This is a genomic window from Pantoea sp. KPR_PJ (assembly GCF_041386365.1).
Lineage (GTDB): Bacteria > Pseudomonadota > Gammaproteobacteria > Enterobacterales > Enterobacteriaceae > Pantoea.
On sequence record NZ_JABMIK010000009.1, the window covers coordinates 174,138 to 196,634 of the forward strand.

A 22,497-nucleotide genomic window follows, 5' to 3' on the forward strand; every position below is an offset into this window, starting at 1 on the left:
ACGCAAAATAAATAGGTAAATCGATTGCGGTCACACTTTATCGTTTGGATTAAGGGCCTCTGTCAACCGTTGTTGCAATGCTTTGCGCATTTCCCCATCAAGGGCGCGCCGCTCATGGTTAGCGAGGATAAACAGATCCTCGACGCGTTCACCGATGGTGCTGATGCGCGCACCGTGTAGCGACACGCCCATATCCGCGAAAACTTCGCCCACGCGAGCCAGCAGACCCGGCTGATCGAGCGCTACCAGCTCCAGATAGCTACGGCGATCGGTGTGGGTAGGTAAGAAATTGACCTCGGTGTCGACGCTGAAGTGACGCAGTTTGGCCGACGGCCGACGCGTGCGCGGCGGATTCCAGCTGGTCTGGGCAATCGCCTGTTCCAGCGCCTGACGGATCATCGCATGGCGGTCAGGGGCCAGCGGGCTGCCGTCCGGCTCCAGCACGATAAAGGTATCCATCGCCATGCCGTCACGGCTGGTAAAAATCTGGGCGTCATGCACGCTAAGATTGCGCCGATCCAGCTCGCCAGCCACCGTAGCAAACAGATAGGGGCGATCCGGGCTCCAGATAAAAATCTCGGTTCCCCCACGCGTTGCCTGCGGGCTGACCAGTACCAGCGGCTTTTTCAGGTCATGCTCCATCAGGTGGCGTGCGTGCCATGCAAGCTGGTTAGGCGTATGGCGCAGGAAATAGTCCGCGCGACAGCGGTTCCAGATCTGGTGTAGCCGCTCCTCGTCAATATTGTCCATGCGCAGCAGCGCCAGCGCCTGCAGACGGTGATGGCGGACGCGCTCACGCAGATCCGGGCTATTCTCCATACCGCGACGCAGCTGTTTCTCGGTGGCAAAAAAGAGCTCGCGCAGCAGGCTCTGCTTCCAGCTGTTCCACAGGGTTTCGTTAGTGGCACAGATATCCGCCACGGTCAGGCAGACCAGATAGCGCAGCCGGTTTTCATTCTGCATCACCTCAGCGAACTGCTGAATCACGGTCGGATCCTGAATATCCCGGCGCTGTGCGGTAACCGACATCAGCAGGTGATGGCGCACCAGCCAGGCAACCAGCTGTGTCTCGCGCGAGTTCAGACCGTGCAGCTCGGCAAATTCCAGCGCATCCTGCGCGCCGAGGATAGAGTGGTCGCCGTTGCGCCCTTTGGCGATGTCATGCAGCAGCGCAGCCATCAGCAGCAGCTCTTGCTGTGGCAGGCGCGGCCAGAGTTCGACGCAGAGCGGATGCATCGGGCGCGTCGCCTCATCAGCAAAACTCTCCAGCTTTTGCAGCACGCGGATTGTGTGCTCATCAACGGTATAAGCATGGAACAGGTCGAACTGCATCTGCCCGACAATCTGTCCCCACAGCGGCGTATAGGCCCAGAGCACGCTATGGCGGTGCATCGGCAGCAGCGCGCGTTTTACCGCGCCGGGATGGCGCAGAATCGACATAAAGATCTGGCGGGCTTCCGGGATCTGGCACAGCGGCTGCCTGAGGTGACGACGGGCATAGCGCAGCTGGCGCAGCGTGGTGGAATAGATGCCGCGAATGTTCTCGTTGCGTACCATGACGTAGAACATGCGCAGAATGGCCTGCGGCTCACGCTCGAACAGGGTTTCGTCGCGCAGGTCAATCAGGTTGCCGCGAAGCTGGAAAGTATCATCGAGCGGACGCGGCTTTTCGGTGGTGGAGAGCGCCAGGATCGCTTCGTCGAATAGCTGAAGCAGCATCTGGTTTAGCTCACCGATGCGGCGCGTAACGCGGAAGAAATCCTTCATCATGCGCTCAACCGGTTCGTTGCCTTCACCCTGGTAGTTCAGGCGCTGCGCGACGTTGAGCTGGCGGTCAAACAGCAGCCGATTATCGTAGCGCGTCAGCGTCAGATGCAGAGCAAAGCGGATGCGCCAGAGAAAAGCCTGGCACTCGTTAAGCTCGTTGCGCTCGGCTTCGGTTAAAAAGCCGAATCCTACCATTTCATCCAGCGTCGTCGCACCAAAGTGACGGCGTGCTACCCATTGCAGCGTATGGATGTCGCGCAGGCCGCCAGGGCTACTTTTAATATCTGGTTCAAGGTTGTAGCTGGTGCCGTGATAGCGCTGGTGGCGCGCCTGCTGTTCGTCGATTTTAGCCGCGTAAAACGTCGCCGAGGGCCAGAAGCCGTCGCTAAAGACGTTTTTCTGCATCTCAAGGAACAGCGCCACATCGCCGGTCAGCATGCGCGACTCGATCAGGTTAGTGGCGACGGTCAGGTCGGCTAACCCTTCCAGCAGGCACTCTTCCAGCGTGCGAACGCTGTGCCCCACTTCCAGCTTCAGATCCCACAGCAGCGTCAGCAGTTCGCTGGTTTGCTGTGCGCTGGCATCGTCAAGCGGTTCGCGGCTGAGGATCAGAATATCGACGTCGGAGAGCGGGTGCAGCTCGCCACGGCCATAACCACCGACCGCCACCAGCGCAATAGAGGGCAGGGCGTCGAAGCCGTAAAAGCGCCACAGGCGACGCAGCAGGCGGTCGATAAACAGGGTGCGTGCGTCGATCAGCGCTTCAACTGACTCGCCGGCGTCAAACGCTGTCGACAGAAAGGCGTTGAAGGTTTCCAGCTTCTGCTTCAGAACATCGCGGGTTAACTGCGCATCATCCCAGTGCGCCGGGGAGTCTTTCAGACCGTCAATAACCTCATCCGTCAGGATTGCGCTCATACCGCTTCTCTCTTTTTGAGCCATAAAAAAACCGGCACAGGGCCGGCTTTTTAGTCGTGGAGGGACGATTACCCTTCGTTGACCAGCACCGCGTCGATAGTGTCGTCGCTACGCAGGGTCAGGATTTCACAGCCGTTATCAGTCACCACAATAGTATGCTCGTATTGTGCGGACAAGCTGCGATCTTTGGTTTTTACCGTCCAGCCATCTTTCATGGTGCGGATGCGGTAGTCGCCTGCATTGACCATGGGTTCCACGGTAAAGGTCATGCCCGCCTGCAATACCACGCCGCCGTCATCTGCATCGTAGTGCAACACCTGCGGCTCCTCGTGAAAGCCTTTGCCAATGCCGTGGCCGCAGTACTCGCGCACCACGGAGAAGTCATGCGACTCCACATATTTCTGAATCGCACGGCCCAGCTCGCGCAGGCGAATGCCTGGCTTCACCAGACGCAGCGCCAGGTAGAGGCTCTCCTGGGTGATGTGACACAGGCGCTCGCCCTGAATCGTCGGCTTACCGACGATAAACATCTTCGAAGTATCACCGTGATACTCATCTTTAATCACGGTCACGTCGATGTTGATGATGTCGCCATCCTTCAGCACGCGTTCGTCGCTGGGAATGCCGTGGCAGACCACTTCATTGACTGAGATGCAGACCGATTTCGGGAAGCCGTGGTAGCCGAGACAGGCAGAGATAGCCTGCTGCTTGTTGGTAATGTAATCGTGGCAGAGACGGTCCAGTTCACCCGTCGTCACGCCGGGTCTGACGTGCGGCGCAATCATCTCCAGCACTTCGGCAGCCAGGCGGCCGGCGACGCGCATTTTTTCGATTTCTTCAGGGGTTTTAATTGAAATTGCCATTAAATTAATCCGCAGTTGCCGAAAATTTCAGCAATAATGAACGATGTGCTGTCATGTTAGCACAGCCGAAAACCTGGCAGCCAAACAGTTCAGGCTACACGGTCCGCGACTGAACAAATTGTGGCTTCAGCGGCGTGGTTGTGGTATAAAGCGCGCCGATGATTCTCTGTCAGGCCGTCAGGGTCGACGAGAAACGCGAAAAACTCACTTTGTGTACTAAAACACACATGTATCGACACATGCGCCGGGGTGCCTCGAAAGAGGTCGGTCGCATGGGATACATGGAGGCCCAACCCCAATCTAAATTTAGAGGTAATCATGGCAACTGTTTCCATGCGCGACATGCTCAAGGCTGGTGTTCACTTCGGTCACCAGACCCGTTACTGGAACCCGAAAATGAAGCCGTTCATCTTCGGTGCGCGTAACAAAGTTCACATCATCAACCTTGAGCAGACTGTACCGATGTTCAACAACGCTCTGGCTGAGCTGAACAAAATCTCTGCCCGTAAAGGCAAGATCCTGTTCGTTGGTACCAAGCGCGCTGCAAGCGAAGCGGTAAAAGAGTCTGCACTGAGCTGCGACCAGTTCTTCGTAAACCACCGCTGGCTGGGTGGTATGCTGACCAACTGGAAAACCGTTCGTCAGTCTATCAAACGTCTGAAAGATCTTGAGACTCAGTCTCAGGACGGCACCTTCGACAAACTGACCAAGAAAGAAGCGCTGATGCGCGGTCGCGAACTGGCCAAGCTGGAAAACAGCCTGGGCGGTATCAAAGACATGGGCGGTCTGCCGGATGCGCTGTTCGTTATCGATGCCGATCACGAGCACATCGCTATCAAAGAAGCAAACAACCTGGGTATCCCGGTATTTGCTATTGTTGATACCAACTCTGATCCAGACGGCGTTGACTTCGTTATCCCGGGTAACGACGATGCAATCCGTGCTGTAAGCCTGTACCTGACTGCCGTTGCCACTACCGTGCGCGAAGGCCGTTCACAGGACCTGGCTGAGCAGGCTGAAGAAGCGTCTTTAGAAAACGCTTAATAAGGTTCGCTCTGATAAAGAGCCCTTAGACATCAGATGTAATCTGTTAAGGGGCCAGTCATGGCCCCTTTATTTTATCTCCGTCTGTCACGCCTCCTTACCAGGCGGGCGGGACAGAGTAATTTTCCGCAACAGGTGCCCTGGTGCGCAAGCACAGGGGTACGAACCGAGGATTCTGGAATGGCTGAAATTACCGCTGCACTGGTAAAAGAACTGCGCGAGCGTACTGGCGCGGGCATGATGGACTGCAAAAAAGCGCTGACTGAAGCGAACGGCGACATCGAGCTGGCGATTGAAAACATGCGTAAGTCCGGCGCGATCAAAGCGGCGAAAAAAGCAGGCAACGTGGCTGCTGACGGCGTGATCAAAACCAAAATCGACGGCAACTACGGCGTGATCCTGGAAGTTAACTGCCAGACCGACTTCGTTGCGAAAGATGGTGGTTTCCAGGCATTCGCTGACAAAGTGCTGGAAACAGCGACTGCTGAGCGCATCACTGACGTTGAAGTTCTGAAAGCGAAATTCGAAGAAGAGCGCGTTGCGCTGGTCGCGAAAATCGGTGAGAACATCAACATCCGCCGTATCTCTGTGCTGGAAGGCGAGCAGCTGGGTTCATACCTGCACGGCGCGCGCATCGGCGTACTGATCTCTGCAAAAGGCGCTAACGAAGAGCTGATCAAGCAGATCGCTATGCACGTTGCTGCCAGCAAGCCAGAGTTCGTTAAGCCAGAAGACGTTTCTGCTGAAGTGGTTGAGAAAGAGTACCAGGTTCAGCTGGACATCGCGATGCAGTCTGGCAAGCCGAAAGAGATCGCTGAGAAGATGGTTGAAGGCCGCATGAAGAAATTCACCGGCGAAGTCTCTCTGACCGGTCAGGCTTTCGTTATCGATCCGAGCAAAACCGTTGGCCAGGCTCTGAAAGAGCAGGGTGCTGACGTTGTTAACTTCATCCGCTTCGAAGTGGGCGAAGGCATCGAGAAAGTTGAAAGCGACTTTGCTGCTGAAGTAGCAGCGATGTCCAAACAGTCTTAATGCTGTAAAAAGAACCGCCAGCAGGCGGTTCTTTTTTGTCTGCTGCACAAAGCAGATGCTTTTCAGTCTCATCCCAATAGTAATTTGCTCTGGCTAAGCGGATGATCGATCAGATTTAATTTCTCCTTTTCAACTCTTCCAGGAAGAACCGACCATGGCGACCAACGCAAAACCTGTATATCAACGTATCCTGCTGAAACTGAGTGGCGAAGCACTGCAAGGTGCCGAAGGTTTTGGTATCGACGCGAGCGTGCTTGACCGCATGGCGCAAGAGGTGAAAGAACTGGTCGAGCTGGGCATTCAGGTCGGCGTGGTGATTGGCGGCGGCAACCTGTTCCGTGGCGCAGGGCTGGCACAGGCGGGCATGAACCGCGTGGTCGGCGATCACATGGGCATGCTGGCTACCGTGATGAACGGTCTGGCCATGCGAGATGCGCTGCACCGTGCGTACGTTAACGCGCGTCTGATGTCAGCTATCCCGCTTAACGGCGTGTGCGACAACTATAGCTGGGCCGAAGCAATCAGCCTGCTGCGTAATAACCGCGTGGTGATTTTCTCTGCCGGTACGGGCAACCCGTTCTTTACGACGGACTCGGCAGCTTGCCTGCGCGGCATCGAAATCGAGGCTGACGTGGTGCTGAAAGCGACCAAAGTCGATGGTGTTTACTCTGCCGATCCGGTGAAGAACCCGGATGCGACCCTGTACGATCAGCTCTCCTACGCCGAAGTGCTGGAAAAAGAGCTGAAGGTAATGGATCTGGCAGCCTTTACTCTGGCGCGTGACCACCAGCTGCCGATCCGCGTTTTTAACATGAACAAACCTGGCGCACTGCGTCGCGTTGTGATGGGTGAAAAAGAAGGCACCCTGATTACGCATTAATACCCGACGCAGGATAAAATAAGGTATATTCTGTCGGCGCGGTGAACGCCACCGCGCACCATCAGGATGATCGCTCAACAGCGATACCGCTTCCGGCATCGCCGGAATGGCCAGGTCAAACCGAATCCAAGGGTTTCAACGTGATTAACGACATCAAAAAAGATGCTGAAACGCGCATGGACAAATGCGTCGAAGCGTTCAAAAACACTATCAGCAAAGTGCGCACCGGTCGTGCTTCTCCTTCTCTGCTCGACGGTATCGTAGTCGAATACTACGGCACGCCGACGCCGCTGCGTCAGCTGGCTTCCGTCACCGTAGAAGATTCCCGCACGCTGAAAATCAACGTGTTCGACCGCTCAATGGGTCCGGCAGTGGAAAAAGCCATTATGGCTTCTGACCTCGGCCTGAATCCGAACTCAGCCGGCAGCGACATCCGTGTTCCGCTGCCTGCGCTGACCGAAGAGCGTCGTAAAGATCTGATCAAAATCGTGCGCGGCGAAGCCGAGCAGGGTCGCGTATCCGTGCGTAACGTGCGTCGCGACGCCAACGACAAGATCAAAGCCTTGCTGAAAGACAAAGAGATCAGCGAAGACGACGAACGTCGTACGCAGGACGAGATCCAGAAAATGACTGACGCACGCATCAAGAACGTCGATGCGGCGCTGGCTGAAAAAGAGAAGGAGCTGATGGAGTTCTGATTCCGTCAGCTTCGTCTATATCCGGTATTACCGGGTATAAAACGCCGTTCAGAGCACTATTCATTGCGAATGCGCTCTGGCGGCGTTTTACATTGTGTCTTCCGCATAAGCAGACAGGTTTAACGTCTTCACAGGGACAGCTAAATGAAGCGATTAACGTTGCTGGGATCTACCGGTTCAATTGGCACCAGTACGCTGGCCGTGGTTCGTGCCAATCCTGAGCTTTACCAAATTACCGCGCTGGTCGCCGGTCAGAACGTCAATCTGATGGCAGAACAGTGCCTGGCTTTCCAGCCGCGCTATGCTGCGATGGCGGATGAGGCGTCTGCACAGGCGCTGCGTGAACGACTGAAAGCACTCAACGTGTCAACCGAAGTGCTCTCCGGCGTTCAGGCCGCGTGCGAGCTGGCTGCGCTGGACGAGGTTGACCAGGTGATGGCCGCGATTGTTGGTGCATCGGGCCTGTTGCCTACGCTGGCCGCCATCCGCGCCGGAAAAAGCGTGCTGCTCGCCAACAAAGAGTCACTTGTCACCTGCGGCCGTTTGTTTATGGAGGCTGTGCGTCATCATCAGGCGCAACTGCTGCCCGTCGACAGCGAGCATAACGCGATTTTTCAGAGTTTGCCCGCTTCCATCCAGCATCAGTTAGGATACGCTGACCTTCGAGAAAATGGCATTGAGTCCATTATCCTTACGGGATCGGGTGGCCCTTTTCGTGACACGCCGCTGGCCGATTTGGCGAATATGTCGCCAGAACAAGCCTGTGCGCATCCGAACTGGTCGATGGGACGTAAAATTTCTGTCGATTCCGCCACCATGATGAATAAAGGTCTCGAATACATTGAAGCCCGCTGGTTGTTTAATGCCAGCGCTGCGCAAATGGAGGTGATCCTGCATCCGCAGTCGATGATCCACTCCATGGTGCGCTACTGCGACGGCAGCGTGCTGGCTCAGCTGGGTTCGCCAGATATGCGGACGCCGATTGCGCACTGCATGGCATGGCCCGCGCGTATCTCCGCAGGCGTTACGCCGCTGGATTTTACGCGTATGTCAGCGCTGACGTTCGCAGAACCTGACTTCACGCGCTATCCCTGCCTGAAGCTGGCGATAGAGGCCTGTGAAGCAGGGCAGGCGGCGACCACTACGCTCAACGCGGCCAACGAAGTCGCGGTAGCAGCCTTTCTGGATAACCAGATCCGCTTTACCGACATCGCCGCGCTGAATAGCGCGGTGCTGGCGGCACAGGCGTTTTCGGAGCCAGATACCGTGGAGGCGGTGCTGGAGATCGACCGCGCTGCCCGCACCATAGCCACTGATATGCTGCCGCGTTTCGCGACCTCGCGTTAACGCGTGCCGCTATTTGTTCGCCTGTGGCGATAATGGTATAGTCGCTCGCTCGCGTTTTTAGGTACGGCATCCTGATGATGCGTGTTGCTCCTTTTGAGCACAACAGTACCGGGCGCAATGTATTCAGAAACCACAGCATTTCTGACAACAGGAATTAATTACGCGTTATGTCGTCCAACAATCACAACAACACCGATGACCAGCAGGGAACAGGCCCACGTCACGTCGCTATTATTATGGATGGCAATGGCCGTTGGGCTAAAAATCAGGGAAAACTGCGTATTTCTGGCCATAAAGCGGGCGTGAAAGCGGTGCGCCGCTCCGTCAGCTTTGCCGTCAGCAATAATCTTGACGCGCTGACGCTCTATGCTTTCAGCAGTGAAAACTGGAGCCGTCCGGCACAGGAAGTTACGGCGTTAATGGAGCTGTTTGTCTGGGCGCTCGACAGCGAAGTAAAGAGCCTGCACAAACACAATGTGCGCCTGCGTATTATTGGCGACACAAGCCGTTTCAGTAACCGTATTCAGGAGCGTATTCGTCGCGCCGAGGAACTGACTCAGCAAAATAGTGGACTGACTCTCAATATTGCCGCGAACTATGGCGGACGTTGGGATATTATCCAGGGGGTTAAAAAACTCGCGGAACAGGTTCAGGAAGGCTTACTGCGTCCTGACCAGATCACCGAGGAGAACCTGTCTGCCCATCTGTGCATGCAGGAGCTGGCTCCAGTGGATTTAGTGATAAGGACCGGGGGAGAGCATCGGATTAGCAACTTCCTGCTGTGGCAAATCGCCTATGCTGAGTTTTATTTTACCGATGTTCTCTGGCCTGATTTTGATGAACACGTTTTTGAAGGTGCACTGAATGCATTCTCTCTGCGCGAGCGTCGCTTTGGCGGCGCTGCACCAGGCGGCACCTGAGCAAACAGGGGGTAACCTTTGCTGAAGTCTCGTCTGATTACCGCGCTTATTCTCATTCCGCTGGTGATTGCTGCGCTTTTCTGGTTACCGCCCGTTGGTTTTGCGATTACGACCATCATCATCTGCATGCTGGCTGCCTGGGAATGGGGCCAGCTTGCGGGTATGGCGTCGCGCCAACAGCGTATCTGGCTCTCTGTACTGTGTGGGCTGCTGCTGGCAGCGATGTTATTTACTCTTCCTCCCTATCAGCGTGACGTGCATCTGCCGCAAGTCGCGACGTCGCTCTGGGCGTCACTTGTCTGGTGGATAGCGGCGCTGCTACTGGTACTCACCTATCCGGCCTCAGCCTCGCTGTGGCGCAATTCGCGTCCTTTGCGTCTGCTGTTTGGCATTCTTACGCTTATCCCGTTCTTCTGGGGCATGATGGCGCTGCGTCAGTATCACTACGACAGCGATCACTATGCCGGCTCCTGGTGGCTGCTGTTTGTGATGTTCCTGGTATGGGGCGCAGATTCAGGGGCCTATATGTTTGGCAAACTGTTCGGCAAGCACAAGCTGGCACCGAGAGTTTCGCCTGGCAAAACCTGGGAAGGTTTTCTGGGGGGACTGGTCTCCTCCGCACTGCTTGCGTGGCTGTTTGCCAGCTTTGCGCCGCTGAGTGTTTCCGCCGGTACGCTAATCGTCTGTGCCGTGCTGGCGACCCTTGCTTCCGTGCTGGGTGACCTGACGGAAAGCATGTTCAAACGCGAGGCAGGCATCAAAGACAGCGGTAACCTGATCCCCGGTCACGGCGGTATTCTCGACCGCATCGATAGCCTGACGGCGGCGGTGCCCGTTTTCGCCTGCTTGCTGCTGCTGGTGTTCCGCACTCTCTGAGGACAGGCGTAGATGTTGAGTATACTGTGGAGTTTTGTCGCCTTTATCATCGCCCTCGGCGTGCTCATTACCGTGCACGAGTTCGGCCATTTTTGGGTTGCCCGCCGCTGCGGGGTGCGTGTCGAACGCTTCTCGATTGGATTCGGTAAAGCACTCTGGCAGCGCCGTGACCGTCAGGGCACCGAATATGTTATCGCGCTGATCCCGCTTGGCGGCTACGTTAAAATGCTCGACGAGCGGGTTGAGAGCGTGCCCGCTGAGCTGCGCCATCAGGCTTTCAATAACAAGGCTATCTGGCAGCGTGCCTCGATTATTGCCGCTGGCCCTGTCGCCAATTTCCTTTTCGCCATCTTCGCCTATTGGGTTGTGTTTATGCACGGCGTGCCGGGCGTGCGTCCAGTGGTTGGCGAAATAGTGAACGGTTCGGTGGCGGCAGAAGCGCAAATTGCCAGCGGCATGGAACTTAAAGCGGTAGATGGCATCGAAACGCCTGACTGGGATGCTGTGCGTATGGCACTGATCGGCAAAATTGGCGACGCACGTACGGTGCTGACTGTTTCTCGCTTCGGCGAAGAGGCGACACAGCAGAAAGCGGTTGACCTGCGTAACTGGCAATTTGAGCCAGACAAAGAAGATCCTGTGGTGGCGCTGGGTATTCGCCCACGCGGACCGCAAATTGAAACCACGCTGGCAGAGGTTCAGGCAAACTCTCCGGCGAGCGTCGCCGGTTTGCAAGCGGGCGACAGGATCGTTAAAGTCGATGGTCAGCCGTTAACACAATGGCAGGCTTTTGTTGCGCAGGTACGGGATAACCCCGGTAAAAATCTGCTCCTGGAGGTTGAGCGCGGCGGGGAGTCACTCCAGCTGAATTTAACGCCAGAAGCCAGGCCTGGCACAAAGGCGGAAGGGTTCGCCGGGGTTATCCCGCGCGTTATTCCGCTGCCAGAGGCCTATAAAACGGTAAGGCAGTATGGTGCGTTTGACGCGATCGGTGAGGCCAGCGCAAAAACCTGGCAGCTGATGAAGCTGACGGTCTCTATGCTGGGTAAGTTGATTACCGGGGATGTGAAGCTGAATAACCTGAGCGGGCCAATTTCGATTGCGCAGGGTGCGGGGTTATCGGCGGAGTACGGGATGATTTACTATCTGATGTTTCTGGCGTTGATTAGCGTCAATCTCGGAATCATCAACCTCTTCCCACTGCCGGTGTTAGATGGTGGGCATCTGCTCTTCCTGGCGATCGAAAAGATCAAGGGGGGACCGGTGTCCGAGCGAGTTCAGGACTTTAGTTATCGCATTGGCTCAATCCTGCTGGTGTTGTTAATGGGGCTTGCACTTTTCAATGATTTCTCTCGTCTGTAATCGCTGAAACGCAGACAGACGCGGGATGTGTTAGGAAAACGCATAATAACGATGGCGATGAAAAAGTTGCTCATAGCGTCGCTGCTGTTTAGCAGCGCCACCGTTTACGGTGCAGACGATTTCGTGGTGAAGGATATTCATTTCGAAGGGCTGCAGCGAGTCGCCGTCGGCGCGGCTCTGCTGAGCATGCCGGTACGAGTGGGTGATACGGTGAATGACGAAGATGTCAAAAACACCATTCGCTCGCTGTTCGCCACCGGCAACTTTGAGGATGTTCAGGTCCTGCGCGACGGAACCACGCTGATTGTTCAGGTAAAAGAACGTCCTACCATTGCCAGCATTACTTTTAGCGGCAACAAAGCGGTGAAAGAGGATCAGCTTAAGCAGAACCTTGAGGCCTCTGGCGTGCGCGTCGGTGAAGCGCTGGACCGCACCACCCTCTCTTCAATCGAGAAAGGGTTGGAGGATTTCTACTATAGCGTGGGCAAATACACCGCCAACGTGAAGGCGGTCGTCACCCCGCTGCCGCGTAACCGCGTCGATCTGAAGCTGGTCTTCACCGAAGGCGTCTCCGCTAAAATTCAGCAGATCAATATCGTCGGTAACAAAGCGTTTAGCTCTGATGAACTGATCTCCCGCTTCCAGCTGCGTGATGAAGTGCCGTGGTGGAACGTGGTGGGCGATCGCAAATATCAGAAGCAGAAACTGGCAGGCGATCTTGAAACGCTGCGTAGCTTTTACCTCGATCGTGGTTATGCACGCTTCAATATTGATTCGACCCAGGTCAGCCTGACGCCGGATAAAAAGGGCATTTACATCACCGTTAACATCACCGAAGGCGACCAGTACAAAATCGCAGGGGTGATCGTCAACGGCAGCATGGCGGGCCATTCGGCAGAAATCGAACATCTGACGCAGATTCCAGCGGGTGAGCTGTATAACGGCACGAAAGTGACCCAGATGGAAGATGACATCAAGAAGCTGCTGGGCCGCTATGGCTACGCCTACCCGCGCGTGATGACCCAGCCGGAGATCAACGACGCCGATAAAACGGTGAAGCTGCATATCAGCGTTGATGCCGGCAATCGCTACTATGTGCGTAAAGTTCGTTTCGAAGGCAATGACACCTCAAAAGATTCCGTCCTGCGTCGCGAAATGCGTCAGATGGAAGGCGCATGGCTGGGTAGCGATCTGGTCGAGCAGGGTAAAGAGCGCCTGAACCGTACCGGCTACTTCGAAACCGTGGATGTTGATACCCAGCGCGTGCCGGGTTCGCCAGACCAGGTTGACGTGGTTTATAAGGTCAAGGAGCGCAACACCGGTACCTTTAACTTTGGTGTCGGCTACGGCACGGAAAGTGGCGTCAGCTTCCAGGTTGGCGTAACTCAGGATAACTGGCTGGGCACCGGTAATACGGTCAGCATCAGCGGTACCAAGAACGACTACCAGACCTACGCAGAATTCTCTCTGACCGATCCGTACTTTACGGTAGACGGCGTGAGTCTTGGTGGTCGCGTCTTCTATAACGACTTTAAGGCGGATGATGCCGATCTGTCTGACTATACCAATAAGAGTTACGGTGTAGACGGCACGCTGGGCTTCCCGGTCAACGAAAACAACACGCTGCGTGTGGGTCTGGGCTACGTGCACAACGACCTGTCCAACATGCGGCCGCAGATTGCCATGTGGCGCTATCTGGATTCCGTTGGCAAGCCGCAGGAGCTGAATGACAAAGGCGATTTCTCTGCGGACGATTTCACCTTTAACTACGGCTGGACTTATAACACGCTGGATCGCGGCTTCTTCCCGACCGCGGGTAACCGAACTAACCTGAATGGTAAAGTCACCATTCCGGGCTCGGACAACAGCTTCTACAAAGCGACGCTGGATACGCAGCAGTACCTGCCGCTTAACCGCGATCGCACATGGGTACTGTTGGGCCGCGGTCGTCTGGGCTACGGTGACGGTCTGGGCGGTAAAGAGATGCCATTCTACGAGAACTTTTATGCGGGCGGCTCCAGCACGGTTCGTGGTTTCCGCTCAAATACGATTGGTCCAAAAGCGGCCTACCTGAACGATGGCTCGTCGAACTGTAGGCTGGCCGATCCGGATGGCGTTTGTAAGTCGAGCGATGCGGTGGGCGGTAACGCCATGGCCGTGGCCAGCCTGGAGCTGATTACGCCGACACCGTTCTTGAGCGAGAAATATGCTAACTCGGTACGGACGTCGCTGTTCGTGGATGCGGGTACCGTGTGGGATACCAAGTGGCAAAATACGGATGAAACCCGTGCCGCTGGCATTCCGGACTACAGCGATCCAAATAATATCCGCGTTTCGAGCGGTATCGCGCTGCAGTGGATGTCTCCGCTGGGACCCCTGGTCTTCTCCTATGCGCAGCCGGTCAAGAAAGTGGAAGGGGATAAGTCAGAACAGTTCCAGTTTAACATTGGTAAAACCTGGTAAGGTTCTGGGCAAGGAAGCGTAAGCAGAAGTCTTGCACCGAGCCGCAAGCGTCTATGCGACTCGGTGCAAACACTGTGTCACTGACACAAACGTTGATGGTAAGGAGTTTATAGTGAAAAAGTTGTTGTGTGCCGCAGGACTGGGTCTTGCTTTAGCTGTTTCCGCAGGCGTTCAGGCTGCTGACAAAATTGCAGTGGTAAACGTGTCCAGCATTTTCCAACAGTTACCGCAACGTGCGACTGTTGCCAAGCAGCTGGAAAACGAGTTCAAAGGCCGCGCAACCGAGCTGCAAAGCCAGGAACGCGATCTGCAAACGAAAATGCAGCGTCTGCAGCGCGACGGTTCAACCATGAAGGCCAGCGAGCGCAGCCGCATGGAAAAAGACGTAATGTCTCAGCGTGAAGCTTTCTCTTCTAAAGCTCAGGCTTTCGAGCAGGACAATCGCCGTCGTCAGATGGAAGAACGTAACAAGCTGCTGAGCCGTATTCAGGACGCCGTGAAGAAAGTGGCCAGCGATGAAGGTTATGACGTGGTAATCGACGCTAACGCTGTGGCTTACGCGGCAAACGCGAAAGACATTACTGCTGACGTGCTGAAACAGGTTAAATAATCGATGTCATCAATTCGACTGGCTGATTTAGCCCAGCAGTTGGATGCAGAATTGCACGGAGATGGCGATATCGCCATCTCCGGCATTGCTTCTATGCAATCCGCCCAATCCGGCCAAATCACATTTCTTAGCAACAGCCGCTACCGCGAGCAGCTCGCCCAGTGTCAGGCATCGGCCGTGGTGCTGACGGAAGCGGATCTGGAGTGGTGTCACTCGGCCGCGCTGGTTGTGAAAAATCCTTATCTGACCTATGCACGCATGGCTCAGCTACTGGATACCACGCCCCAGCCTGCACAAAACATTGCGCCCGGCGCGGTGATCGATCCCAGCGCCAGACTGGGGCAAAACGTCTCAGTAGGTGCCAACGCGGTGATTGAATCAGACGTGGTGCTGGGCGATAACGTGGTAATTGGCGCAGGCTGCTTCATTGGCAAAAAGACCCGCATCGGCAACAATAGCCGTCTGTGGGCCAACGTCACCATCTATCATGAAATCGTTATTGGTCAGGATTGTCTGATTCAGTCCGGCACCGTTATCGGTGCAGACGGTTTTGGTTACGCCAACGATCGCGGCAACTGGGTGAAAATCCCCCAACTTGGCGCTGTTATTATCGGCGATCGGGTAGAAATTGGTGCCTGTACCACCATCGATCGTGGTGCGCTGGATAACACTCTGATCGGCAATGGTGTTATCATAGACAACCAGTGTCAGATCGCACACAACGTGGTTATTGGCGACAATACCGCGGTTGCGGGTGGTGTGATCATGGCGGGTAGTTTGAAAATTGGACGTTACTGTATGATTGGCGGAGCCAGCGTCATTAACGGCCATATGGAAATCTGTGACAAAGTGACCGTTACCGGTATGGGCATGGTTATGCGTCCTATCACAGAGCCTGGGGTCTATTCGTCGGGCATTCCACTACAACCCAATAAAACCTGGCGCAAAACTGCAGCGCTGGTGATGAACATCGATGACATGAGCAAGCGCTTAAAAGCCATCGAGCGGAAGGTCGGCAAAGACGACTAAACGCCATCCCACATGCGACCGGCTTTCTACATAATACTGCTAAGCAGGAAAGCCAAACGCCATTGAACCGATTTCGGCCTGCGGAAGATCATGTTTGATCTGTGCAGGCCGTGTTATTGATGTCATCAGATTTTTAGGACAGGAAGAGTATTTTGACTACTGAAACTCATACTCTGAAAATTGAAGAAATTTTAGAGCTGCTGCCGCACCGCTATCCGTTTTTGCTGGTTGATCGCGTGCTGGAGTTTGAAGAGCACAAGTATCTGCGCGCGGTTAAGAACGTCTCCGTAAACGAACCGTTTTTCCAGGGACACTTCCCTGGTAAACCGATTTTCCCAGGCGTTCTGATTCTCGAAGCGATGGCGCAGGCCACCGGTATTCTGGCGTTTAAAAGCGTCGGCAAACTGGAGCCGGGCGAACTCTACTATTTCGCCGGCATCGACGAAGCCCGTTTCAAACGTCCGGTTGTACCGGGCGATCAAATGATCATGGAAGTGACATTCGAGAAAACCCGCCGCGGCCTGACGCGTTTTAAAGGCGTTGCAACCGTTGACGGCAAAATTGTCTGTGAAGCGACCATGATGTGTGCCCGTAGCCGGGAGGCATAATCTGTGATTGATCCAACCGCCACCATCCATCCCAGTTCCGTCATCGAAGAAGGGGCCATTATTGGTCCCAACGTTCACATTGGCCCGTTTTGCTTTATTGGTGCTCATGTGGAAATCGGGGAAGGAACCGTTCTGAAATCGCACGTGGTGATTAATGGCCACACGCGTATCGGAAAAGATAACCAGATCTATCAGTTCGCCTCCATTGGCGAAGTGAATCAGGATCTTAAATACGCCGGCGAGCCGACGCGCGTCGAAGTGGGCGATCGCAACCGCATCCGCGAGAGCGTCACCATCCACCGCGGTACCGCGCAGGGCGGCGGCGTGACGACGATTGGTAGCGATAACCTGCTAATGGTCAACGCGCACATTGCACATGACTGTGTCATCGGTAACCGCTGCATTTTTGCGAACAACGCTACGCTGGGCGGCCACGTCACCGTGGACGACTTCGCGATAATCGGCGGCATGACGGCCGTGCATCAGTGGTGCACTATCGGCGCGCATGTGATGGTGGGCGGTTGTTCAGGCGTGGCCCAGGATGTGCCGCCGTACGTTATCGCGCAGGGTAACCACGCGACGCCGTTCGGTATTAACATTGAAGGCCTGAAGCGCCGTGGGTTCAGCAAAGAAGCGCTGCACGCTATTCGTAACGCCTATAAAGTGCTCTATCGCAGCAACAAAACGCTGGAAGAAGCCAAGCCAGAGATTGAAGCACTCGCTAAGCAGCACAGCGAAGTGCAGCCCTTCTATGACTTCTTTGCTCGCTCTACGCGTGGGTTAATTCGTTAATTCATGTCAGTGCGTCCCCTAACGATAGCCCTGGTCGCCGGAGAAACCTCTGGCGATATTCTGGGTGCTGGTCTGATCCGCGCGCTAAAGGCGCGTCATCCCGATGCCCGATTTGTCGGCGTTGCGGGTCCGCGCATGCAGGCTGAAGGCTGCGAAGTCTGGTATGAGATGGAAGAGCTGGCGGTGATGGGCATTGTTGAAGTGCTGGGCCGTCTGCCGCGCCTGATGAAAATAGGCCGCGATCTGACGCAGCGCTTTACCGAGCTGAAGCCCGATGTTTTCGTTGGCATTGACGCGCCTGATTTTAATATCACGCTGGAAGGGCGGCTTAAGCGCAACGGTATTCGCACTATTCATTACGTCAGCCCGTCCGTCTGGGCATGGCGGCAAAAACGCGTATTCAAGATTGGCCGCAACACTGATCTGGTGCTGGCCTTTTTGCCGTTTGAAAAAGCCTTCTACGATCGCTTTAATGTGCCGTGCCGCTTTATTGGGCACACCATGGCCGATGCGATGCCGCTCCAGCCCGACAAGCAGGCTGCGCGCCGTGGGTTGGGCATTGCCGACGAGGCACTCTGCCTGGCGCTGTTGCCCGGCAGCCGCCATGCGGAAGTGGAGATGCTCAGCGCCGACTTTTTGAAGGCGGCACAGTTGCTGCGCGTCCGCTATCCGGCGCTGGAGATTGTGGTGCCGCTGGTTAACGCCAGACGGCGCGCCCAGTTTGAACAGATCAAAGCGGCGGTCGCGCCGGAGCTGCCGATGCATCTGCTGGATGGCAAAGGCCGCGAAGCGATGATAGCGAGCGACGCTGCAATTCTGGCCTCTGGCACCGCCGCGCTGGAGTGTATGCTGGCAAAATGCCCGATGGTAGTGGGTTATCGTATGAAACCGTCCACTTTCTGGCTGGCGAAGCGGCTGGTGAAGACGCCGTATGTATCTCTGCCAAATCTGCTGGCAGGACGCGAGCTGGTAAAAGAGCTGCTGCAGGAAGAGTGCGAACCGCATGCGCTGGCAGCGGCGCTGGAACCGCTGCTGCATGCAGGGCCGGAGCGCGACACGCTGCTGACAACGTTTGCTGAGCTGCACCAGCAGATTCGCTGGAATGCTGACGAACAGGCGGCAGACGCGGTACTGGAGATCGCCAATGGTTGATTTTATTTATCCTGAGGCCCGACTGATTGCGGGCGTTGACGAAGTGGGTCGTGGACCGCTGGTCGGTGCCGTCGTTACGGCGGCAGTCATTCTTGATCCGGCTCAGCCGATCAAAGGCCTGGCCGACTCAAAAAAATTGTCAGAAAAGCGTCGTCTCGCGCTGTTTGATGAAATCAAAGAGAAAGCGCTGGCGTGGAGCCTGGGCCGTGCTGAGCCGGACGAAATTGACCAGCTGAATATTTTGCACGCCACCATGCTGGCCATGCAGCGCGCAGTGGCCGGGCTGCACCTGACGCCCGATTACGTTCTTGTCGACGGCAACCGTTCTCCTGCGCTGCCGATGCCTTCACAGGCTGTGGTGAAAGGCGATAGCCTGGTGGCTGAGATCAGCGCGGCGTCGATTATCGCCAAGGTGACGCGCGATCGTGAAATGGCCGAGCTGGATCGGCTGTTTCCTGAATATGGCTTTGCGCAGCATAAAGGCTATCCAACCGCGCTACATATGGAGAGGCTGACGCAGCACGGTGCCACGCCGTATCACCGCCGTAGCTTCGCGCCGGTGCGCAATGCCCTGATTGATGCTGACGTGCTGGCAAACAGCCAGCCAGCGACGCTGTAATAGCCTGACGCTGTTTTAACCGGAACCGATATGGCTGAACCTCGTTTTATACATCTGCGTGTCCACAGTGACTACTCTATGGTCGATGGCCTGGCAAAAACCGGGCCGCTGGTCAAAAAGGCGGCTGCGCTCGGTATGCCAGCCATCGCGATCACGGACTTCATGAACCTGTGCGGGCTGGTACGTTTTTACGGCAGCGCACATGGCGCAGGGATCAAGCCCATTATCGGCGCGGATTTTAACGTCGCCAATGAACTGATGGGCGATGAGCTGACGCAACTGACGGTGCTGGCGGCCAACAACACCGGTTATCAGAATCTGACGCTGCTGATTTCTCGCGCCTACCAGCGTGGCTACGGCATCGCCGGACCGGTGATCGATCGTGACTGGCTGGCTGAGCTGGGCGAAGGGTTAATCCTGCTCTCCGGCGGGCGCTGTGGCGACGTGGGTCGAAGCCTGCTGCGCGGTAACAGCGCGCTGGTGTCCCAGTGCCTGAGCTTTTATCAGCAACATTTTCCCGATCGCTACTATCTTGAGTTGATGCGTACCGGCCGCGCCGACGAAGAGAGCTACCTGCATGCGGCGGTCGAGCTGGCTATCGCCGAAGGCGTGCCGGTGGTGGCCACTAACGAAGTGTGCTTTCTTAACGAAGACGATTTCGATGCGCATGAAATTCGCGTCGCCATCCATGACGGCTATACGCTTGACGATCCCAAACGTCCACGAAATTACAGCCCTCAGCAATATATGCGCAGCGAAGAGGAGATGTGCGAGCTGTTCTCGGACATCCCGGAAGCGCTGGAAAACAGCGTAGAGATTGCTAAGCGCTGCAACGTGACGGTGCGCCTCGGCGAATACTTCCTGCCGCAGTTCCCGACTGGCGATATGACCACCGAAGATTTTCTGGTGATGAAGTCGCGTGAAGGTCTGGAAGAACGCCTTGAATTCCTGTTCCCCGACGCGGAAGAGCGCGCGCAGAAACGGCCGGAGTATGATGAGCGTCTGGAAGTTGAGCTTAACGTTATCAACCAGATGGGCTTCCCCGGCTACTTCCTGATCGTGATGGAGTTTATTCAGTGGTCTAAGGATAACGGCATTCCGGTCGGGCCGGGGCGCGGATCGGGCGCCGGTTCGCTGGTGGCCTATGCGCTAAAAATTACCGATCTCGATCCGCTGGAGTTCGATCTGCTGTTCGAACGCTTCCTGAACCCGGAACGTGTCTCCATGCCCGACTTCGACGTCGACTTCTGTATGGAGAAGCGCGATCAGGTGATCGATCACGTGGCCGAGATGTATGGTCGAGAAGCGGTATCACAGATCATTACCTTTGGTACTATGGCTGCGAAAGCGGTTATCCGCGACGTGGGCCGCGTGCTGGGCCATCCCTATGGCTTCGTCGATCGCATCTCTAAGCTGATCCCGCCCGATCCCGGCATGACGCTGGAAAAAGCCTTTGCCGTTGAGCCGCAGCTGCCTGAGATGTATGACGCGGATGAAGAGGTCAAGTCGCTTATCGACATGGCGCGCAAGCTGGAAGGCGTAACGCGTAACGCCGGTAAGCACGCCGGTGGCGTGGTGATTGCGCCGACGCAGATTACCGACTTTGCGCCGCTCTACTGCGACGAAAACGGCAACCATCCGGTGACGCAGTTCGACAAGAACGACGTGGAGTACGCCGGGCTGGTGAAGTTTGACTTCCTTGGCCTGCGCACGCTGACCATCATCGACTGGGCGCTGAAGATGATCAATCCGCGCCGTGAGAAGCAGGGCCTGCCGCCGATCGACATTGCCGCCATTCCGCTTGATGATAAAAAAAGCTTCGACATGCTACAGCGTGCGGAAACCACGGCGGTATTCCAGCTTGAATCGCGCGGCATGAAAGATCTGATTAAGCGTCTGAAACCTGACTGCTTTGAAGATATGATCGCACTGGTGGCGCTGTTCCGTCCGGGGCCGCTGCAGTCGGGCATGGTAGACAACTTTATTGACCGCAAGCACGGGCGCGAGGCGATCTCCTATCCCGATATTCAATGGCAGCACGAAAGCCTGAAACCGGTGCTTGAACCGACCTACGGCATCATCCTCTATCAGGAACAGGTGATGCAGATAGCTCAGGTGCTCTCCGGCTATACCCTGGGCGGAGCGGATATGCTGCGTCGCGCCATGGGTAAAAAGAAACCGGAAGAGATGGCCAAGCAGCGTTCGGTGTTTAAAGACGGCGCGGAAAGCATGGGAATCGACGGCGAGCTGTCGATGAAGATCTTCGATCTGGTGGAGAAGTTCGCTGGCTACGGCTTTAACAAGTCTCACTCAGCCGCCTATGCCCTGGTCTCCTACCAGACGCTATGGCTGAAAGCGCACTACCCGGCCGAATTTATGGCGGCCGTCATGACCGCCGATATGGACAACACCGAAAAAGTAGTGGGCCTGGTAGATGAGTGCTGGCGCATGGGGCTGAAAGTCCTGCCACCCGATATCAACTCCGGGCTCTATCAGTTCCACGTCAATGACGACAATGAGATCGTTTATGGCATTGGTGCGATAAAAGGGGTCGGAGAAGGCCCGATCGAGGCGATCCTTGAGGCGCGTAATAAGGATGGCTATTTCCGCGAACTGTTCGATCTCTGCGCGCGTACCGATACCAAAAAGATCAACCGGCGCGTGATGGAAAAACTGATCATGTCCGGCGCTTTCGATCGCCTGGGTCCGCACCGTGCTGCGCTGATGAGCTCGCTCGGCGACGCGCTTAAAGCGGCGGATCAGCACGCGAAGGCGGAAGCCATAGGCCAGGCCGATATGTTTGGTGTACTGGCGGAAGAGCCAGAGCAGGTAGAGAGATCCTATGCCAGCGTAACGCCGTGGCCGGAGCAGGTGCAGCTTGACGGTGAGCGTGAGACGCTCGGCCTCTACCTTACCGGGCATCCCATCAATCAGTATCTGAAAGAAATTGAGCGCTATGTAGGCGGGATGCGTCTGAAAGATATGCATCCTACCGAGCGTGGTAAAATTACCGTTGCCGCGGGTCTGGTGGTAGCGGCGCGCGTGATGGTCACCAAGCGCGGCAACCGAATTGGTATCTGTACTCTGGACGATCGTTCTGGTCGTCTGGAGGTGATGTTGTTTACCGATGCGTTAGATAAATACCAGCAGCTGCTGGAGAAAGACCGTATCCTGATCGTCAGCGGACAGGTCAGCTTTGATGACTTTAGCGGCGGCCTTAAAATGACCGCCCGCGAAGTCATGGACATTGACGAAGCGCGCGAAAAATACGCGCGTGGACTTGCTATCTCGCTGACGGACAGGCAAATTGATGACCAGCTATTAAACCGGCTCCGCCAGTCTCTTGAGCCCCATCGCTCAGGGACGATTCCGGTGAATCTCTACTATCAGAGAGCCGACGCGCGAGCGAAGCTACGCTTTGGTGCAGCGTGGCGAATTTCGCCCAGCGATCGTCTGCTTAACGAGCTGCGCTCGCTGATAGGGTCGGAGCAGGTTGAACTTGAGTTTGACTAAAACA

At 55.8% G+C, this 22,497-nt stretch carries 18 protein-coding genes; 16 read left to right on the top strand and 2 right to left on the bottom strand.

Going from position 1 to position 22,497, the window contains the following annotated elements:
• Positions 1–30 precede the first annotated feature (30 nt).
• Both glnD and map read right to left on the bottom strand, forming a co-directional pair.
• On the bottom strand, positions 31–2,685 hold the full coding sequence (glnD, locus tag HP564_RS17615) for a bifunctional uridylyltransferase/uridylyl-removing protein GlnD (protein WP_371245127.1): 2,655 nt from the start codon (positions 2,683–2,685) through the stop codon (positions 31–33).
• A 68-nt stretch (positions 2,686–2,753) separates the two neighbouring features.
• Positions 2,754–3,548: a type I methionyl aminopeptidase gene (gene map, locus HP564_RS17620; protein WP_371245128.1), complete on the bottom strand. Its 795-nt coding sequence runs from the start codon at positions 3,546–3,548 to the stop codon at positions 2,754–2,756.
• 318 nt (positions 3,549–3,866) lie between these two features.
• On the opposite strand from map, the gene rpsB reads away from it, so the two are divergent.
• From rpsB to dnaE, 16 genes are all read left to right on the top strand, one after another.
• Complete coding sequence (gene rpsB / locus HP564_RS17625; RefSeq protein ID WP_143806260.1) at positions 3,867–4,592, top strand: 30S ribosomal protein S2; 726 nt, start codon at positions 3,867–3,869, stop codon at positions 4,590–4,592.
• A 180-nt stretch (positions 4,593–4,772) separates the two neighbouring features.
• The gene (tsf, locus tag HP564_RS17630; RefSeq protein WP_371245129.1) at positions 4,773–5,624 is read left to right on the top strand and encodes a translation elongation factor Ts; all 852 of its coding nucleotides are present in this window, start codon (positions 4,773–4,775) and stop codon (positions 5,622–5,624) included.
• Positions 5,625–5,778: 154 nt separating this feature from the next.
• Positions 5,779–6,504: a UMP kinase gene (gene pyrH / locus HP564_RS17635; protein WP_033793563.1), complete on the top strand. Its 726-nt coding sequence runs from the start codon at positions 5,779–5,781 to the stop codon at positions 6,502–6,504.
• A 140-nt stretch (positions 6,505–6,644) separates the two neighbouring features.
• Positions 6,645–7,202: a ribosome recycling factor gene (gene frr / locus HP564_RS17640; protein WP_081138425.1), complete on the top strand. Its 558-nt coding sequence runs from the start codon at positions 6,645–6,647 to the stop codon at positions 7,200–7,202.
• A gap of 144 nt (positions 7,203–7,346) precedes the next feature.
• Positions 7,347–8,549: a 1-deoxy-D-xylulose-5-phosphate reductoisomerase gene (gene ispC, locus HP564_RS17645; protein ID WP_371245130.1), complete on the top strand. Its 1,203-nt coding sequence runs from the start codon at positions 7,347–7,349 to the stop codon at positions 8,547–8,549.
• Positions 8,550–8,716: 167 nt separating this feature from the next.
• Complete coding sequence (ispU, locus tag HP564_RS17650; protein ID WP_371245131.1) at positions 8,717–9,469, top strand: (2E,6E)-farnesyl-diphosphate-specific ditrans,polycis-undecaprenyl-diphosphate synthase; 753 nt, start codon at positions 8,717–8,719, stop codon at positions 9,467–9,469.
• An 18-nt stretch (positions 9,470–9,487) separates the two neighbouring features.
• Positions 9,488–10,345 (top strand): phosphatidate cytidylyltransferase, encoded by an 858-nt coding sequence (gene cdsA, locus HP564_RS17655; protein ID WP_371245132.1) that lies wholly within the window; start codon positions 9,488–9,490, stop codon positions 10,343–10,345.
• Positions 10,346–10,357: 12 nt separating this feature from the next.
• Positions 10,358–11,707, top strand: coding sequence for a sigma E protease regulator RseP (gene rseP / locus HP564_RS17660; RefSeq protein WP_371245133.1), 1,350 nt, complete (start codon positions 10,358–10,360; stop codon positions 11,705–11,707).
• Between the two features lie 51 nt (positions 11,708–11,758).
• On the top strand, positions 11,759–14,170 hold the full coding sequence (gene bamA, locus HP564_RS17665) for an outer membrane protein assembly factor BamA (RefSeq protein WP_371245134.1): 2,412 nt from the start codon (positions 11,759–11,761) through the stop codon (positions 14,168–14,170).
• A gap of 112 nt (positions 14,171–14,282) precedes the next feature.
• Complete coding sequence (gene skp, locus HP564_RS17670) at positions 14,283–14,780, top strand: molecular chaperone Skp (protein ID WP_371245135.1); 498 nt, start codon at positions 14,283–14,285, stop codon at positions 14,778–14,780.
• A 3-nt stretch (positions 14,781–14,783) separates the two neighbouring features.
• The gene (gene lpxD, locus HP564_RS17675) at positions 14,784–15,809 is read left to right on the top strand and encodes a UDP-3-O-(3-hydroxymyristoyl)glucosamine N-acyltransferase (RefSeq protein WP_371245136.1); all 1,026 of its coding nucleotides are present in this window, start codon (positions 14,784–14,786) and stop codon (positions 15,807–15,809) included.
• Between the two features lie 152 nt (positions 15,810–15,961).
• Positions 15,962–16,417, top strand: coding sequence for a 3-hydroxyacyl-ACP dehydratase FabZ (gene fabZ / locus HP564_RS17680; RefSeq protein WP_013507953.1), 456 nt, complete (start codon positions 15,962–15,964; stop codon positions 16,415–16,417).
• Positions 16,418–16,420: 3 nt separating this feature from the next.
• The gene (lpxA, locus tag HP564_RS17685) at positions 16,421–17,209 is read left to right on the top strand and encodes an acyl-ACP--UDP-N-acetylglucosamine O-acyltransferase (protein WP_371245137.1); all 789 of its coding nucleotides are present in this window, start codon (positions 16,421–16,423) and stop codon (positions 17,207–17,209) included.
• Between the two features lie 3 nt (positions 17,210–17,212).
• The gene (gene lpxB / locus HP564_RS17690; protein ID WP_371245138.1) at positions 17,213–18,361 is read left to right on the top strand and encodes a lipid-A-disaccharide synthase; all 1,149 of its coding nucleotides are present in this window, start codon (positions 17,213–17,215) and stop codon (positions 18,359–18,361) included.
• Entirely contained in the window at positions 18,354–18,980 is a 627-nt protein-coding gene (gene rnhB, locus HP564_RS17695) for a ribonuclease HII (protein WP_371245139.1), read from the top strand. The genes lpxB and rnhB overlap by 8 nt, the downstream gene beginning before the upstream one ends.
• Before the next feature lie 30 nt (positions 18,981–19,010).
• Positions 19,011–22,493, top strand: coding sequence for a DNA polymerase III subunit alpha (gene dnaE / locus HP564_RS17700; RefSeq protein ID WP_371245140.1), 3,483 nt, complete (start codon positions 19,011–19,013; stop codon positions 22,491–22,493).
• Positions 22,494–22,497: the final 4 nt, after the last annotated feature.

Bases quoted from the DNA above. Each gene is read 5' to 3' on its own strand.
- glnD (WP_371245127.1), bottom strand. From the start codon at position 2,685: ATGAGCGCAATCCTGACGGATGAGGTTATTGACGGTCTGAAAGACTCC.
- map (WP_371245128.1), bottom strand. From the start codon at position 3,548: ATGGCAATTTCAATTAAAACCCCTGAAGAAATCGAAAAAATGCGCGTC.
- rpsB (WP_143806260.1), top strand. From the start codon at position 3,867: ATGGCAACTGTTTCCATGCGCGACATGCTCAAGGCTGGTGTTCACTTC.
- tsf (WP_371245129.1), top strand. From the start codon at position 4,773: ATGGCTGAAATTACCGCTGCACTGGTAAAAGAACTGCGCGAGCGTACT.
- pyrH (WP_033793563.1), top strand. From the start codon at position 5,779: ATGGCGACCAACGCAAAACCTGTATATCAACGTATCCTGCTGAAACTG.
- ispC (WP_371245130.1), top strand. From the start codon at position 7,347: ATGAAGCGATTAACGTTGCTGGGATCTACCGGTTCAATTGGCACCAGT.
- ispU (WP_371245131.1), top strand. From the start codon at position 8,717: ATGTCGTCCAACAATCACAACAACACCGATGACCAGCAGGGAACAGGC.
- rseP (WP_371245133.1), top strand. From the start codon at position 10,358: ATGTTGAGTATACTGTGGAGTTTTGTCGCCTTTATCATCGCCCTCGGC.
- bamA (WP_371245134.1), top strand. From the start codon at position 11,759: ATGGCGATGAAAAAGTTGCTCATAGCGTCGCTGCTGTTTAGCAGCGCC.
- lpxD (WP_371245136.1), top strand. From the start codon at position 14,784: ATGTCATCAATTCGACTGGCTGATTTAGCCCAGCAGTTGGATGCAGAA.
- lpxB (WP_371245138.1), top strand. From the start codon at position 17,213: ATGTCAGTGCGTCCCCTAACGATAGCCCTGGTCGCCGGAGAAACCTCT.
- rnhB (WP_371245139.1), top strand. From the start codon at position 18,354: ATGGTTGATTTTATTTATCCTGAGGCCCGACTGATTGCGGGCGTTGAC.
- dnaE (WP_371245140.1), top strand. From the start codon at position 19,011: ATGGCTGAACCTCGTTTTATACATCTGCGTGTCCACAGTGACTACTCT.